Source organism: Cryobacterium sp. Hh38, from assembly GCF_004403235.1.
GTDB lineage: Bacteria > Actinomycetota > Actinomycetes > Actinomycetales > Microbacteriaceae > Cryobacterium > Cryobacterium levicorallinum.
In genome coordinates this window covers 357,238-371,909 of record NZ_SOHD01000008.1, presented here as the reverse complement: position 1 = coordinate 371,909, position 14,672 = coordinate 357,238, and the positions used below count along the sequence as shown (strand labels likewise).

Here is a 14,672-nt window from a genome sequence, read left to right as displayed (position 1 = left end):
ACGAAAGGCACACACCATGCAGAAGAAGACGAAAATCGCCGGTGGCGCAGCAGTCGCTTTGGCTCTGGCCCTCGTCGGCGGCATCACCCTCACCGCCGGCGCCCAGTCCACTCCCGCCAGTCCCTCATCGTCCACCTCGCACGTCGAACGAGGCGTCACGTCGGCCGACACGGATAACGTTCAGGACGAGGTCGAAGACGGCACCAACGACGGCGAAACCGCCGACGAGTCCGGCACCGAGTCTGGTACCGAAACCGAAACCGAAACCGACACCGAGAACACGAGCGACGACATCAACGGTGTCGCCGTCGAAGACGGCACACAGGACTAACCCCTGATTAGGGATGGCCGGGGCACACATGCGCCTCGGCCATCCCTTCGTCAGCATCGGGTTTCTCCCAATGCTTCGGGCGTCCGCAGAGTCGTCCACTGTTCCGTGCTGTGCGTGGCAATATTTTGGCAGCACTTGAATGAAATCGCATCGGTGTCCCGGGTGTTCAAAAGATTGAAAAACCCGGTAATCCTGCTGATCTGGGCGCGGTCCGCCGTCTGATTAGGGACGGTCTAGTTTTCAAATCCCACCGGTACGGTGGAGACCACGTCTCACAAGCTGGCGGCTGACGCCACGATGGGACGGGTCGACGTTGCGCGATAGTGACGAGCGCCACGGTCTACATCCTTCTCGGTGATCGGGTTGTGGGCATCGCAGTCTGAAGGCAATGTAAGAAGCGGCGTGTCTCGCATCGTTTGTCAACAATATGCAGGCAGGCAAGGACCGTTGCGAGACATCGAAAGGCGTCAATGACGAAGCTTATTGGGTCTGCGCGGGTATCGACCAAGAGCGTGACAACGGTTCAGCAAGTCAGCGATCCGCTCGCTGCTGGCGATCGCCGCCCCAGGCCCGTGGTCTGGGAGTTACGCCAGCGCAGCTGGCTCGGCTTGCCGAGCATGGTGCTCTGGCACGGCTGCAGCATGGCGTGTATGTGGTTGTCGGGGTGCCGTTCGATCGGCATCGCGGGCTGCAGGTAGCGCGGCTTGCCCTTGACCCCCGGCCGAGAGCGTCCGAGCGCCTCGTGTCACCCGAGCTGGCGGTTGTTTCTCACGAATCATCCGCTGCGCTGCACGGCATCGGAAACCTGGATGCCGACGTCTACGAGCTCACCTTAGAGGACCACAGAACAGTTCACCAAGGACCGAGCCCTGGACCTTCTGCGCCAGCTAACGCGCAGCGCGACTTGACCGTGAACGCGCCAGGGATGATTCGATAAGAGGATGCGTGAGCCCCGGTACGCGACGCCCGCCGCGTTCCAGCGCGCAGAATGCCACTTCGGGTCTGGACGTCGGTCTTTGAGGCAAAATCGGATCCGCTTGAGGTTGCGGTGTTCTTCACGTGGTGGTCTCGTAGTTTGGGCCGCTAGATGCTGCGGTGGTCGCGCACCGCGAGTTCGAGGGCTTCGAGGCCGGGAGCCAGTGCGGCATCCACGGCCAATGGGTCGGTGAGGTTGAGTTCCTGCATTGCCCGGCGGCCCTCGGGTGCGGTGTTGATTTCATGCTCACCTGCCTGCAATGCAGCGATCAGATCGGTGATGACGTCGGCCAGGCTGCGGCGGCCCCAGCCGAGTTCGGCACCGGCGTTCTGCGAGGTCATCATGGCGGTATCGGTGGCCCCCGGGTAGACGGTCGCAACGTGCACGCCCGTTCCGATCAATTCCCGGCGCAGCGATTCGCCGAACTGGGCTAAGCCTGATTTCGTGGCCGCGTAAATCGAATAGAACGGCATCCCGACGAGGGCTATCCCGCTGGAAACGTTCAGGAGGATGCTTCCACGGCCCTCGCCACTCAGACGAAGCGCCGGCAGGAGGGCTTTGGTGAGCAGGATCGGAGCGGTGAGGTTCAGATCGATCATTGAATGGACATCCGCATCGCTGATGAGCTCAAGCCGACCCGCGCGTACATTGCCGGCATTGTTGACGAGCAGATCAACCGTGCTCCACGGTGCAACGGTGTCGGCGACCCGTTCAACAGCGCCAGGCTGAGTCAGGTCTTCGACGAGGATTTCGGTTGTTCCGCCCGCGGCGGCGACGAGGCGGGCGGTTTCGGTGAGTGTGGCCAATTGGCGGCCGACCAGCAGGAGGTGACCACCGCGTCGACCAAACTCGAGGGCGATGGCCTGGCCGATGCCTTGTCCTGCGCCCGTGATGATTCCGCGGCGATTGGCGAGATCCAATTTGTTGAGGTCCATGGCGATCTTCTTTCCGTTGAGTTGAGCGACGGTCCGTCGGGCGGCATTACACCCGCCGATTCCGATACGTCTAGAAGACAACCATGAGGCAGGGGAGGAATTCCCGGCGGTGCATCCCACGCCTCACAGGATCAGTTTTAGGGCGCGGGCGAGGTTTTCGTAGACTGGAGGTCCGTGGGTCCGTGGGTCCGTGGGTCCGTGGATCGCATCGTGTTCGCTGCCGTGACTCTGCCTATTGGGTGGAAGGGGTCGACCACATCGTTTGTCCGACTTCGTGTTTGAGTCGAGGCACGACCGGCGTGAACAGACGCCGTCGGTTTCCGATCTCGGGCACGTTGATCAATCTTAAGGAGCCCATCATGAATGCAGCCGCGTCAGTAATCGTTTTCGATGTCAATGAGACCCTCTCGGACATGTCACCAATGGAGAATCGTTTCGTGGAGGTCGGTGCCCCGGGTTATCTGGCCCGGATCTGGTTCGCATCATTGCTTCGAGACGGATTCGCCCTCGCCGCGTCTGGCGACAGTGCGAGATTCTCCGTGATCGGCACCGCGATCCTGCATGATCTGTTCCGCGGCATCGCCCTGACGCGCACTGCCGATGAGGCCGTATCCCATGTCTTGGAGGGCCTCGGGACGCTGAACCTGCACCCGGATGTCGCAGACGGGGTCAGGGCGTTGAAGGTCTCGGGGTACCGCCTCGCGACCTTGTCCAACGGGTCGGCACGGTTGGCACAAGCCATGCTGTCCGAGGCGGGGATTCGAGATAACTTTGACGCCCTTCTCACCGTCGAGGACGCACCGGCGTGGAAACCTGTCGGTTCCGCCTATCACTACGCCGCGAATGCTCTGGGGGTTCAGCCGGCCGACATGCTCCTGGTCGCCGTGCACCCCTGGGACATCCACGGGGCAGCCCAAGCGGGCCTCAGCACCGCTTGGATCAACCGAGGCGATGCCCCTTATCCGAGCTACTTCGCGCAACCGGACTACACCGTTCCCACCCTCCACGAGTTGGCTGCACGCCTAAACGCCTAGGCAGCTGTGTGTTTGGGGCTCGGCAGCACGATCCTCTCCGCCTCGGTGCCGTTCGACCTCGTCAGCAACCGCAGCCGGGCGGGGCGAAGACGCAACTTCTTCGCAGAACTTTTGCCGGAAGGCACCGCCCTGGACAACCTCGCTGCCGAGATCAGAGTCTCCAGCGACGACACTATTGCGTTGCTGGCCCAGTTCGGCCGCGACGTAGCCGGTGCCATTCAGACCCACGTCATCAAGCCACCGTGCCGACATCGGCATAACATTCATCTGATCCGCAACACGTTCAAGCGCCTCGAAGACGGATTGGGCGGTGCACCGCCCACACGATATGGGTGGTGCACCGACTGCTCTAACCTGCCTGGCGGACTATTTGCTGAGGTAGCCGTTCGGGTCCAGGACATACTTCGTGGCGGCGCCCGCATCGAATTCCGCGTACCCCCGCGGGGCATCCTGGAGTGAAATGGCTGTGGCGTTGACCGCCTTGGCGATCTGGATCCTGTCATGCAGGATCGCCATCATCAGGTGCCGGTTGTACTTCATGACCGGACACTGGCCGGTAGCAAAGGAGAGGGACTTCGCCCAGCCGGTGCCCAGGGACAGTGACAGGCTGCCCTTCTGGGCCGCCTCGTCCGCGGCGCCCGGATCCCCGGTGACATACAGGCCGGGAATGCCCAGGGACCCGCCGGCGGCGGTGAGATCCATCAGTGAATTGAGTACGGTGGCCGGCGCTTCCTGGGCCCCGGCACCATGTCCGTGTCCGCGGGCCTCGAAACCGACCGCGTCGATACCGGCATCGACCTCCCGGACCCCGAGAAGCTGCTCGATCTGGTCAGCCGGGTCCCCGTTGGCCACATTAACGGTTTCGCAGCCAAAGGATCGGGCCTGGGTCAGGCGATCCTCATTCAGATCCCCCACGATGACCACCGCAGCCCCCAGCAGTTGGGCGCTGGCTGCCGCGGCCAGCCCCACGGGACCGGCCCCGGCAACATAGACGGTGGACCCGACGCCAACACCTGCAGTAACGGCCCCGTGGAAACCGGTCGGGAGGATGTCCGAGAGCATGGTCAGGTCCATGATCTTTTCCAGGGCCTGGTCCCGATCGGGGAACCGCAGCAGGTTCCAGTCCGCGTAGGGGACCAGGACGAACTCCGCCTGCCCGCCGACCCATCCGCCCATGTCGACATAGCCGTAGGCGGAACCGGGACGGTCTGGGTTCACGTTCAGGCAGATTCCGGTCTTGCCTTCCTTGCAATTCCGGCAACGTCCGCAGGAGATGTTGAAGGGGACCGAGACGATGTCCCCGACCTCGATGAACTCGACGTCGGGCCCGGTCTCGATGACTTCCCCGGTGATCTCGTGCCCCAGGACGAGACCGGCCGGGGCGGTCGTGCGGCCACGAACCATGTGCTGGTCAGAGCCGCAGATGTTGGTGCTCACGGTGCGCAGGATGACCCCGTGCGGGATCTTCCGGCCGACATTGAGGGGATTGACGCCTGGGCCGGCTTGCAGTTCAAAGGTGGGATACGGGGTATCGATGATTTCCACGATCCCCGGCGCCTTGTATGCAACGGCTTTGTTACCTGACATTAAATGGCTCCTATGGGTTGGCGATCGAACCCTCACGGTGATGCTGGTCGCATCAGACTGCCTGTGAGGACGTTGTTGTCACTTTCGTGAAGCAACTCGGGTCTATTGATACGCTCCCGGCGGGAAGAAGCTGGAGGCGGCTAGGCATCGATCACTAAATCAGTGAGCGCGGTCGAGCAGCAGGGCAGGAACTTGCCTGCATCGATTTCCCGAGCCCGGATCCCGCCCTGGTGGTTCATGTCGACTTCCCCGGAAAGCTTGACGACTTTGCAGGAGCCGCACATGCCTTCCCTGCAGTTCGCGCCGATCCTGACGCCCGCACGCTGGGCCACCCCGAGGATATGTTCGGCGGGGTCGATGCGCACGTTGATGCCGGTGCGCAGGAAGGAAAGGGTGAGACTTCCCGTGCCGACCGTGTCGAAGCTCGAGACATCGGTGGACCCGGCCTCCGGCCCCACATCCGAACTGGCATCGGGGGCTTGGGGACAGGACGAGTCCGGGTCGACGGTTTCCAGAGGCAGTCCCGTGGCCTCCAGGGTTCCCTCGGCATCGTAGCCGGGCTCGTAGAGCCCGAATGCTGCGGGCTGGCTTTCGTAGTAGTCCTCGGCGGAATCGGCGATTTCCTCGGCGATTTCCTCCGCAATGTCCACTGCAAGCGCGACCTCCGCCTGGTATTCAAGAATGGTCTGGCGGTCTCCCGAGAAGAATTCCACGTGGATGGAGGTGTCGTCGACGCCGACGTTCTCAAGGAGCTCGGTGGCTGCGTTCAGGTAACCCTCGGGGCCGCAGGCATAAACCTGGCGGCCGTTGGCATCGGGGGCTACCTGGTCGAGCATGGCCGCCGTTAGCCTTCCGGTGAGCCCTTGCCACCCCTCGGGTTCGCTGCGGTTGCCCAGGGAGTAGAAGACCTTGACGCGTGAGTCCACGGAGGCGATGTAGTTCAATTCCTGGTGGAAGGCAAACCCTCCAGCCTCCGCTCCGTGGAAGAGCAGCACGACATCGGCCTGTCCGGGCAGGGAGTGGATGGTCCGCACCATCGACATGATGGGGGTGATGCCGGAGCCGGCCGCCAGTAAGAGGTACCGTGCCCGCCGGTCGACGTCGGGCAGGTGGAAGGCCCCGACCGGCCCGAGCATCTCCAGGACGGTGCCGGGTTTGACGTTCGCGTGCACCCACGGCGAGACCTGCCCCGTGGGGTCGCATTTGACTGTTATCTCAAAGGTCCACGGCTTGGTGGGCGAACTGGACAGCGAGTAGCTGCGGTCCACGGCGTCCTGGTCCTCGCCGTTCACGGGAAAGGCGACATTCACGTACTGGCCCGGACGGAACGCCAGGGGCGCCCCGTCGGAGCGGCGGAACACGAAGGTCATCATGCCGCCCGCCTCGGGAATGGTCTCGACACATTCGGCCATAAGCTCCTGCGGATTCCAGGGTCCCAATGCGCGGGCCGCACCGGCGGGTCCATCGGTGCTGCCCAGCACCCTGTTCCACGGCATCTCCAGGCCGCGAATGCGCTGTGGCTCCTGGATGGCCGTGACGGTGCCGAGTTCAATCATGCCAAGTGCTCCTGCACGCGCTGTACATACCAGTTGATGAATGCCTCGACCTGGTATTCACTCTTCATGTACGGGCCGGGCTCGTAGGCGGGGCTGCTGGCGCCCTTCTGGCACAACTCCACGAACGCCTTATCCTGCAGATTGGTCTGCTTCCAGGTGTGGGTGAGCTTCTCCAGGTCGTAATCGACGCCTTCCACGGCGTCGTCAGCCACCAGCCAGGTGGTGCGTACCAGCGTCTGGTGCTCATTGACGGGGAAGACGGCGAACGTGATGATGTGGTCCGCGACGAAATGGAACCAGCTGTTGGGCTGCAGGTGCATCGAGCAGCGGCCAAGGCGGAAGTCGCGCAAGTCACCGAGCAGCTTCTTGGAGAGTCTGCGCCCGTCGGGCGAGAACGATTCGCCGTCGCCGTCGAGAGCGTCTCGTGAGATGCGGATTCCCCCTACGCGGGTGTCGAGTTCCTCGACGGCCTCATAGGGAAGGCCATAACGGCGGCAACGGTCCTCGAGCGAGGACTGTGCTTCCTTGTTTCGGCCCCACACCTCCTCAAGATGGAGCGGGATCAGGCCCTCCGTCAGGCCCCAGGTGGGAAAGAGGGAGCAGGCGAGTTCCGGGTGGCCGTCGCAGTGGTAGCACTCACGGTTGTTCTCCATGACGAGCTTCCAGTTGCCCTCCTCGACGATGTTCTGCTGGTAAGCGATTTTCGTCTTCGATAGGTCGTGGGGCGCAAGGTAGGGTTCGAAGATCTTTCCGGTTTCGTCGAAGTCCGTTGGCGGTACATCCGCAATGCAGACGAAGATGAGTCCTGCGAACACGCGGCTGTGGGCGCGCTTGAGACCGAAACAGCCCTTGTCGAACTGCGTTTCCCCCGGTGCCGAGGCATGGACCAAATCGCCGCGGGGGGAGTAGGTCCACGAGTGATAGCCGCAGACCAGGTTGCCCGTGGTCCCCGAAGCTTCGGTCAAGACGCGGGCGCCCCGGTGGCGGCACACGTTGTGCAGCACGTTCACGCCGCCGTCGTCGTCGCGCAGCACGATCAGGGAATACGGGCCGTAATCGACAGTGACGTAGTCTCCTGGTTCCGGGAGCTCGGCGATGCTGGCGGCAAAGATCCAATGCTGGCCAAAAATGGCCTTCATGTCAATGTTGAAAATCGTCGGATCGGTGTAGAAGGGGGCATCGAGGGAATATCCCACCCGCCGAAAATCAAACAACTCGGTAATTTCCGCCATCTGCTCGGCTGGCAAGGATGAAGCGAGTCTTCCACGTGAATTGAGGGGCATGTGTACTGGAGCAGCCATGGGTTTCCTCCCGAGAGGGTTGGATGAGTGTGCGATGAGTGAGACCCGGAGTGGGGGGCAACCGGCGTTGTCGAAAACGGCTAATCCTGAGATTAGGGAGCATAGATCTGCAACAAAAGCGCAAGATTTAGCAAATAACAGTGCAGAATAAGTGCATGATCGATCCACGGCTTATAACACTTCGGGTACTTGGCCGGTGCGGCACCGTTGGGGCTACGGCGGCGCTCACGGGTTATTCTCCCTCCGCGGTCTCCGCGCAATTGCGGGAGTTCCAGCGTGTGCTCGGAATGCAGCTGCTGACGAAGGACGGCCGAGGGGTACGGCTAACCGCCGCGGGCCGCTATCTCGTGGCGGGCTCGGACGCGCTCATTGCGGAATGGGAGAGCCTGCGCGCCGCGGCCATGGAGGCCGGCGACCAGGTGCCGTCCCGTTTGGGGCTCGGTGGATTCTCCACGGCGGCTGCCCAGCTGCTCGCGCCGCTGGCCGCCACGCTGCGCTCGACACGCCCCCTGCTGGAGGTACAGGTACTCGAGGCCAACCCGGCTCGCTGCTTCGACTTGTTGGTTGCCGAGCGAATCGACCTCGCGGTCATCGTCGCCATGCAGTCCGACACCCCGGTTGAGGATGATGCGCGCTTCGAACAGACTGTTCTGCTCGACGATCCCCTGGACGTGATCATTCCCGCCGACCATCCGTTGGCATCACGGCAAACGGTGACGCTCGAGGAGCTGGCCACGGAACCCTGGATAACCGAGGCGGCCGGTTCCACTTACCATGCCCTATTTACGGCGGCGTTCACGGCAGTCGGGGTGACACCGCGAATTGCCCATGAGGCCGTGGAATGGGAAACCCAGATCGCCTTCGTTGGTGCTGGGCTGGGCTTGGGACTGCTGCCGCGACTGGCGCCGCTGCACGGTGCCGAAAACGTGGTTCGACTGCGCATTGCCGGCAAGGGCAAACCCTCGCGCCGCATTGTCGCTGCGGTGCGCAAGGGCAGCATCACATCGCCCCTGATTCAGGAGTCGCTCGGCATTTTGCAGGTCAGCGCCAATCGGATCCTCACCGCCCGACCCGAAGACGATCTCTGAGAGCGGATGCCCACGATTCGTCGCAGACAGGGCCAGCAGATCCGCATGGTGGCGACACGTTCGCGCTGCCCGAACAAGGAGCTGAAAACAAGTCACTCACCCACCCACGGATTTCCGGTGGGTGGGTGAGTCTACCGACCCGGCTGAGATCAGTGAGACAGCCCAGGGAGGACTCGCCGCCGCATAATCTGAACGTTCTGGACTAGTTGAGCCAGGCGTTCACAGCATCCTCGTTAGCATCCACCCATTTCTTTGCCGCCTCCTCGGGCATCATGCCGCCCTGGATATCCGTAGCAACCGCATTCTGGTCCTCATTGGTCCAGTTGAATGATTTCGCAAGCTTGGCTGCGGGCGATCCACTGTCCGCAAACTTCTTCGAAATAATCTTGTTGAGCTTGTATTCCGGGTAGTCACAGGCTACTTCTTCCGCGTTCGCGTCGCAGCCCTCGGTCCACGCCGGCAAGTTGACCTTTTTAAGCGGCACCTGGGCCAGGAACCACTGCGGCTCGTAGAAATAGCCCAGAATCGGCGTCTTATTCTGCTCCGCTGTACGGAATGACTGGATCAGGGCGGCCTCCGAACCGGAGAACACCACCTTGTAGTCCAGATTGAGGTTCTTCACCAGCGCCTCGTCATTGGTGACGAAGGCGGGATCGCCGTCGAGTAGCTGCCCTTTGCCTCCGGATTCGGACGTGGCGAGCATCGAGGCATACTTGTTCAGATTCTCCCATTCCGTGATGTCCGGATACTTCTCGGCCATCCAGGGCGCCACGTACCAGCCGATGTAGCCCACGTTTCCGGTGGCGCCAGCGTCGACGGCCACTTTCTGATCGGTGATGTACTGCTTGGCGAGATCATCGTGGCCCCAGTTCTCGATCACGATGTCCACCTCGCCGGAGGCAAAGCCCTGCCACGAAATCTGCTCATTCAGGTCCTTCTGCACCACGGTGCAGCCCAACTCGTTCTTCGCCACATAGCTGTACACGGCGGCATTGGCCGTGTACCCCACCCAGGCGTTCATTGCGACGTTGACCGTTCCGCAGGCCGCCGCGCCGTCGGCAGCCGGGTCGGCAGCCGACTGATTGACGGAGGCACCGCCGCAGCCTGCGAACAGCATGATCGCGGCAGCAGCTCCAGCCACTGCCGGGACAGTTCGATTCAACAGCAATCTAGCTTTGTTCATTATCTGATCTCCTTATTGGGGGGAATGCGGGGGTGCACCGCGCCGGGCGCAGGGCGATCATGCGGTCAGGTTGTCGACGTTTTGGGCGAAGGGATTTTTCGCGCCGGTGTGGCTGCGGCGGCCTGGGTCATCCTGTCCAGCAGGATGCCGAGGAAGACGATGGCAAGGCCTGCAGCGAGGCCCTTGCCGAAGAGCGAGCTTTGCACGAAGCCAGCAACGACGTCGTACCCGAGGCCGCCTGCGCCCACGAGCGCACCCACCACCACCATGGCCAGGACATAGATCAGGCCCTGGTTCGCGGCGAGGGCCAGGGTCTGCCTGGCCATCGGAAGCTGGACCTTGGTGATGACCTGCCAGGGGGTGGAGCCGCTGGATACGGCGGCTTCGACAACGGTGGGGGAGATCGCCGCGATGCCGTCGGCCGTGATCTTGATGGCCACGGGGGCGGCGTAGATGATTCCGGCGATGATCGCTGTAAAACGGGTGGCGCCGAAGAGGCCCAGGAACGGGACCAGGTAGACAAAGGCGGGCATGGTCTGGCCCGCGTCCAGCATGGGCCGCATAATCTGGTCCACCCGAGCGGACCGTCCCATGGCGACGCCGAAGACTATACCCAGGACCATGACCACCGTGGTTGCTACCAGCGTTGCGGCCAGGGTGACCATGGAGTCGCTCCAGAGGCCGAGGTAGATAATAACGCCCAGGCAGGCAGTGGTCAGGGCCGAGAGCTTCCAGCCGCCCAGGGCGTATGCGGCTAGGGCAATAGCGGCCACCAGGATGTAGAAGGGTGTCTCGGTGAGCAGCGACTGGAACGGGTTGAGGATCCCGGTGGTGACGGCTTCCCGGAAGGAGACGGTGAAGAGGGATAGGTTGGCCTGCGTCCATTCGCTGGCCGAGCTCACGGCTTGGACGATCACCCGGCCGATGTCAAGGTTGGCCGGGAATGCGGCGGCCCACAGCATGGTCCGGGAGAACTGCACCATGACCAGGGCCAGCACCAGGGTCATGCCCAGGAGGATATATCTGGTCCTGCGGGAGACCCTGCGGTTGCGGGCTGCTCCTGGTTCCGCGCGGCGGCTTGCGGCGGTGGTCACCCGGTCCAGCATGATCGCCAGCAGGACTATGGACAGTCCAGCGTTGACGGCGGTGCCGACGTCCAGCGACTGCAGCGCCCGGACCACCACCTGGCCGAGCCCGGGGGCTGCGATCAGGGCGGCGATGGTGACCATGGACAGGGCAGCCATGGTGCTCTGGTTGATCCCCATGACGATGGTGCGGCGGGCCATGGGAAGCTGCAGGGTAAGGAGCCGCTGCACACCAGTTGTGCCCAGTGAATCGGATGCTTCGCGGGTGTTCTCGGGGATGCCGCGGATGCCGTGCGCCGTCAGGCGGATCACGGGCGGAGCCGCGTAGATCACTGTGGCGATAACGGCCGATGCCGGGCCGATGAGGAAGATCAAAGCCAGGGGGGCCAGGTACACGAACGTTGGCAGCGTCTGCATGAAGTCCAGTACCGGCGTGATCAACTTGGCGACGCGGCCGTACACGCCGGCCAGGACACCGAGTGGGATTCCAACCAGAAGGGTCAGCAGCACAGCGGTGACGACCAAGGCGAACGTGTAGGTGGCCTCGAGGAACAGGCCCTGGAAGCCAAAGAATATAAGGATGGTCACCGTCAACAGTGCGACCCGGGCATTTCCGATCGCCAACGCGATCCACCCCAGCAAGCCCACCGTTCCGAGCCAGCCGATTTCCGGCAGACGAAGGCCCGTGGAACTCGCCGCAAAGGTGGTGATGAACAGGTTGGCCACGGCGTCGACGCCGGCACGCAAGGGCGTTAAGACGTACAGGAAGACGGGGTTGTCCGCGCGGTTTGCCGCTACCCAAACGTTGAACTGGTTGAGGGAGCGGTGCAGGTCCGTCAGCTCAGAGGCCGGCAGCGTCAGGGTGGAGGTTCCATGCAGGAAAACGAATCCCAGGATCCAGACGACGACTGCGCTGGCCAACAGGATGGTGCGTCTGCTGGGCCTGCGGCGCGGTTCGAGGGTACGGGAGGGGGAGGGGAACGGTGCGGGCTGCGCCGTGGCCCGATCCCGGACGAGGACGGACACTAGGCCGCTGCTTCCGTGCGCTGTAGTACCGACAGGATGCTGTCACGGTCGATCTGCCCGGTGATCCGGCCGGAATCCTCCACCAGGACGGGGCAGGGGGACTGCATGACCGCCGCGATGGCATCGCGGATGATCATCCGTGAACTGAGAACGGGCGCGTCAGCCGGTGTTGCGGCCTCAACGGGCCGGGTGATCCACTTCAGAGTCAGGACATCCGCGCGGAGGACTTCGGACACGAAGTCCTCAATGTATTTGTCCGCCGGGGACCCCACCAGCTCATCTCCCGTGCCGCACTGGACCGTCTCTCCGTTTCGCATGATCAGGATGCGGTCGCCGAGCTTGAGCGCCTCGGAGAGGTCGTGGGTCACGAAAACCATGGTCTTGCCCATTTCCTTGTGCAGCCGGATGACTTCGGCCTGCATATCACGGCGAATGAGCGGATCCAGGGCGGAGAAGGGCTCGTCGAAGAGGATGGTGTCCGGATCCCCGGCAAGGGCCCGGCCCAGGCCCACGCGCTGCTGCATCCCGCCGGACAGCTGGTCCGGGTAGTGCTGTTCGTAGCCCTTGAGGCCCACGAGTTCGATGATCTCCCGGGCCCGGGTGAAGCGTTCTTTTTTGGCCGCCCCGCGGATCTGCAGCCCGTACGAGACGTTGTCGAGCACGGTGCGGTGCGGGAGGAGGCCGAAATGCTGGAACACCATGGACATCTTCCGCCGGCGCAGTTCGCGGAGCTCGGCCATGCCTGCCTGGAGAACATCCTTGCCGTCCACCAGGACCTGCCCGGAGGTGGGTTCGATCAGCCGGGTCAGGCACCGGATCAGGGTGGACTTGCCGGATCCGGAAAGTCCCATGACCACGAAGACCTCGCCTTTGGCGACGTCGAAACTCAGGTCACGGACGGCAGCGTTGCAGCCGGTACGTTCCAGCAGTTCCGCTGAGTTGAGGCCCGAGAGTTCGGGGTTTCCGGGAATCTGGTCGCCCCCCGGTCCGAAGACCTTCCAAAGGTTGCGCACGGAGATGTCGGGACTATTCATTGCTGTACTCCTGCCGGTGGAGACTCGAACCAGTGGCTGGGCTGGGGGTTGATGTTTTGCCAGATGTGTTTGGTTTCTCGGTACTCCGCGAGACCCTGAAGCCCAAGTTCGCGGCCGTTTCCCGACTTGCCGAACCCGCCCCACTCAGCTTGGGGAAGGTAGGGGTGGTAGTCGTTGATCCACACCGTTCCGTGCCGGAGGGATCCGGCAACGCGCTGGGCGCGGGAACCGTCATTCGTCCAGACGGCGCCAGCCAGCCCGTAGGCGGTGTCGTTCGCCAGCATGATGGCTTCCTGCTCAGTGCTGAAGGTCTCCACGGTCAGGACCGGTCCAAACGACTCTTCCTGGACGGCGTTCATGGACGTGTGGCAGTCATCCAGGATGGTGGGAGGGTAGTAGCTGCCGATTGCCAGCGCGCCGGTGTCGGGGATATATCCGCCGCACAGCAGCGTGGCTCCTTCCGCGATGCCGGCCTGGACATAGGCGTGGACCCTGTCACGGTGCGCGGCCGAAATCAGCGGGCCGGTTTCCGCGCGCTCGTCGAAGGGACCGCCAAGCCGGATGGACTGGGCGCGCCGCACCAGTTCGGCCATGAACTCGTCGTGGATCGATTCCTCAATAATGAGCCTCGTGCCGGCCGAGCACACCTGCCCGGAATGCAGGAACACCGCAGTGAGGGCATTATCCAAAGCAGACTCGCGGTCGGCGTCAGCGAAGACAATGTTCGGATTCTTCCCGCCCAGTTCCAGGGCGACCCGCTTCACGGTGTCGGCCGCGGCCTTCATGATGCTGATCCCGGTGGCCAGGCCGCCGGTGAAGGAGACCAGGTCAACGTCCGGGCTTTCGCTCAGGACGGCGCCGACCTCGGGGCCCGTGCCGGTGACGAGGTTTGCGACGCCGGGCGGCAACCCGGCTTCCAGGAGCGTTTCCATCAGCAGGATGGCCGTGGAGGGAGTCAATTCGCTGGGTTTCAGGACGAAGGTATTACCGGCCAGCAGGGCCGGGGCCACCTTCCAGGAGGCCTGCAGGAGGGGGTAGTTCCACGGCGTGATGAGTCCGCAAACCCCGACCGGTGCGTGGACAACGCGGCTGATGCTGCCGGGATTTCCGGTGTCGATCACACGGCCTGCGTCCGTCCCGGCGATGCCGCCGTAGTACCTGAAGCAGGCGGCGATATCGTCGATGTCGTATTCCGCTTCGACGTAGCGCTTGCCCGTGTCGAGGGCCTCGGCCCGGGCATACAGGGCCTTGTCGCGCTCCAGCAATTCGGCGGTGCGGAGCAGGACCTGGCCACGCGCCTTCTCGCTGGTTCCCGGCCACGCTCCGCTGTCGAACGCGCGACGGGCGCTGGCGACGGCTTCCCCGGCGTCGGCGGCCGTGCATTCGGCAACCTCGGCGACCTGTTCACCGTCCGCCGGGCAGCGGATGACCCGGGTGTACCCGGCGGCCGTTTCAGTCCACCGGCCGTTCGCAAACAGCCCAGGCACCGGTGCGTCATCGGGGACCGTGACGGTTCCAAGGCCGGTCAGCTGAACA

The 14,672-nt window shown here is 63.4% G+C and carries 13 protein-coding genes; 5 read left to right on the top strand and 8 right to left on the bottom strand.

What is annotated here, in order from left to right:
• Nucleotides 1-16: 16 nt before the first annotated feature.
• Both E3T41_RS05050 and E3T41_RS18910 read left to right on the top strand, forming a co-directional pair.
• Nucleotides 17-331: a hypothetical protein gene (locus E3T41_RS05050; RefSeq protein ID WP_092448699.1), complete on the top strand. Its 315-nt coding sequence runs from the start codon at nucleotides 17-19 to the stop codon at nucleotides 329-331.
• 427 nt (nucleotides 332-758) lie between these two features.
• Nucleotides 759-1,268 carry a type IV toxin-antitoxin system AbiEi family antitoxin domain-containing protein gene (locus tag E3T41_RS18910; RefSeq protein WP_134477546.1) on the top strand — a complete coding sequence of 170 codons (510 nt, stop codon included), beginning with the start codon at nucleotides 759-761 and terminating at the stop codon, nucleotides 1,266-1,268.
• A 146-nt stretch (nucleotides 1,269-1,414) separates the two neighbouring features.
• Here the strand turns inward: E3T41_RS18910 and E3T41_RS05040 are convergent, their stop codons facing one another.
• Entirely contained in the window at nucleotides 1,415-2,242 is an 828-nt protein-coding gene (locus E3T41_RS05040; protein ID WP_198415602.1) for an SDR family oxidoreductase, read from the bottom strand.
• A 359-nt stretch (nucleotides 2,243-2,601) separates the two neighbouring features.
• On the opposite strand from E3T41_RS05040, the gene E3T41_RS05035 reads away from it, so the two are divergent.
• Together E3T41_RS05035 and E3T41_RS18355 are read left to right on the top strand one after the other, a co-directional pair.
• Nucleotides 2,602-3,276 carry a haloacid dehalogenase type II gene (locus tag E3T41_RS05035; protein ID WP_092448697.1) on the top strand — a complete coding sequence of 225 codons (675 nt, stop codon included), beginning with the start codon at nucleotides 2,602-2,604 and terminating at the stop codon, nucleotides 3,274-3,276.
• Between the two features lie 6 nt (nucleotides 3,277-3,282).
• Nucleotides 3,283-3,735, top strand: a complete 453-nt coding sequence (locus E3T41_RS18355; protein WP_255411846.1) for a HipA N-terminal domain-containing protein — start codon at nucleotides 3,283-3,285, stop codon at nucleotides 3,733-3,735.
• Here the strand turns inward: E3T41_RS18355 and fdhA are convergent.
• The 3 genes from fdhA to E3T41_RS05015 all read right to left on the bottom strand — a co-directional run bounded on the left by fdhA (nucleotide 3,643) and on the right by E3T41_RS05015 (nucleotide 7,720).
• The gene (gene fdhA, locus E3T41_RS05025) at nucleotides 3,643-4,863 is read right to left on the bottom strand and encodes a formaldehyde dehydrogenase, glutathione-independent (protein ID WP_134477544.1); all 1,221 of its coding nucleotides are present in this window, start codon (nucleotides 4,861-4,863) and stop codon (nucleotides 3,643-3,645) included. The genes E3T41_RS18355 and fdhA overlap by 93 nt on opposite strands.
• Before the next feature lie 140 nt (nucleotides 4,864-5,003).
• The gene (locus E3T41_RS05020; RefSeq protein WP_134477542.1) at nucleotides 5,004-6,419 is read right to left on the bottom strand and encodes a ferredoxin reductase; all 1,416 of its coding nucleotides are present in this window, start codon (nucleotides 6,417-6,419) and stop codon (nucleotides 5,004-5,006) included.
• The gene (locus tag E3T41_RS05015) at nucleotides 6,416-7,720 is read right to left on the bottom strand and encodes an SRPBCC family protein (protein ID WP_134477540.1); all 1,305 of its coding nucleotides are present in this window, start codon (nucleotides 7,718-7,720) and stop codon (nucleotides 6,416-6,418) included. The genes E3T41_RS05020 and E3T41_RS05015 overlap by 4 nt, the downstream gene beginning before the upstream one ends.
• Before the next feature lie 155 nt (nucleotides 7,721-7,875).
• On the opposite strand from E3T41_RS05015, the gene E3T41_RS05010 reads away from it, so the two are divergent.
• Nucleotides 7,876-8,808 (top strand): LysR family transcriptional regulator, encoded by a 933-nt coding sequence (locus E3T41_RS05010; RefSeq protein ID WP_134477538.1) that lies wholly within the window; start codon nucleotides 7,876-7,878, stop codon nucleotides 8,806-8,808.
• Between the two features lie 202 nt (nucleotides 8,809-9,010).
• Here the strand turns inward: E3T41_RS05010 and E3T41_RS05005 are convergent, their stop codons facing one another.
• The 4 genes from E3T41_RS05005 to E3T41_RS04990 all read right to left on the bottom strand — a co-directional run bounded on the left by E3T41_RS05005 (nucleotide 9,011) and on the right by E3T41_RS04990 (nucleotide 14,623).
• Nucleotides 9,011-9,991 (bottom strand): ABC transporter substrate-binding protein, encoded by a 981-nt coding sequence (locus tag E3T41_RS05005; RefSeq protein WP_198415603.1) that lies wholly within the window; start codon nucleotides 9,989-9,991, stop codon nucleotides 9,011-9,013.
• A 65-nt stretch (nucleotides 9,992-10,056) separates the two neighbouring features.
• Entirely contained in the window at nucleotides 10,057-12,102 is a 2,046-nt protein-coding gene (locus E3T41_RS05000; RefSeq protein ID WP_092448691.1) for a proline/glycine betaine ABC transporter permease, read from the bottom strand.
• On the bottom strand, nucleotides 12,102-13,136 hold the full coding sequence (locus tag E3T41_RS04995; RefSeq protein ID WP_092448690.1) for a glycine betaine/L-proline ABC transporter ATP-binding protein: 1,035 nt from the start codon (nucleotides 13,134-13,136) through the stop codon (nucleotides 12,102-12,104). Before E3T41_RS04995 ends, E3T41_RS05000 begins: the two co-directional genes overlap by 1 nt.
• Nucleotides 13,133-14,623, bottom strand: coding sequence for an aldehyde dehydrogenase family protein (locus E3T41_RS04990; RefSeq protein ID WP_134477610.1), 1,491 nt, complete (start codon nucleotides 14,621-14,623; stop codon nucleotides 13,133-13,135). Before E3T41_RS04990 ends, E3T41_RS04995 begins: the two co-directional genes overlap by 4 nt.
• Between the last annotated feature and the right edge of the window lie 49 nt (nucleotides 14,624-14,672).

Coding starts and splice junctions, on each gene's coding strand:
- E3T41_RS05050 (WP_092448699.1), top strand. CDS start 17: ATGCAGAAGAAGACGAAAATCGCCGGTGGCGCAGCAGTCGCTTTGGCT.
- E3T41_RS18910 (WP_134477546.1), top strand. CDS start 759: ATGCAGGCAGGCAAGGACCGTTGCGAGACATCGAAAGGCGTCAATGAC.
- E3T41_RS05040 (WP_198415602.1), bottom strand. CDS start 2,242: ATGGACCTCAACAAATTGGATCTCGCCAATCGCCGCGGAATCATCACG.
- E3T41_RS05035 (WP_092448697.1), top strand. CDS start 2,602: ATGAATGCAGCCGCGTCAGTAATCGTTTTCGATGTCAATGAGACCCTC.
- fdhA (WP_134477544.1), bottom strand. CDS start 4,863: ATGTCAGGTAACAAAGCCGTTGCATACAAGGCGCCGGGGATCGTGGAA.
- E3T41_RS05020 (WP_134477542.1), bottom strand. CDS start 6,419: ATGATTGAACTCGGCACCGTCACGGCCATCCAGGAGCCACAGCGCATT.
- E3T41_RS05015 (WP_134477540.1), bottom strand. CDS start 7,720: ATGGCTGCTCCAGTACACATGCCCCTCAATTCACGTGGAAGACTCGCT.
- E3T41_RS05010 (WP_134477538.1), top strand. CDS start 7,876: ATGATCGATCCACGGCTTATAACACTTCGGGTACTTGGCCGGTGCGGC.
- E3T41_RS05005 (WP_198415603.1), bottom strand. CDS start 9,991: ATGAACAAAGCTAGATTGCTGTTGAATCGAACTGTCCCGGCAGTGGCT.
- E3T41_RS04995 (WP_092448690.1), bottom strand. CDS start 13,136: ATGAATAGTCCCGACATCTCCGTGCGCAACCTTTGGAAGGTCTTCGGA.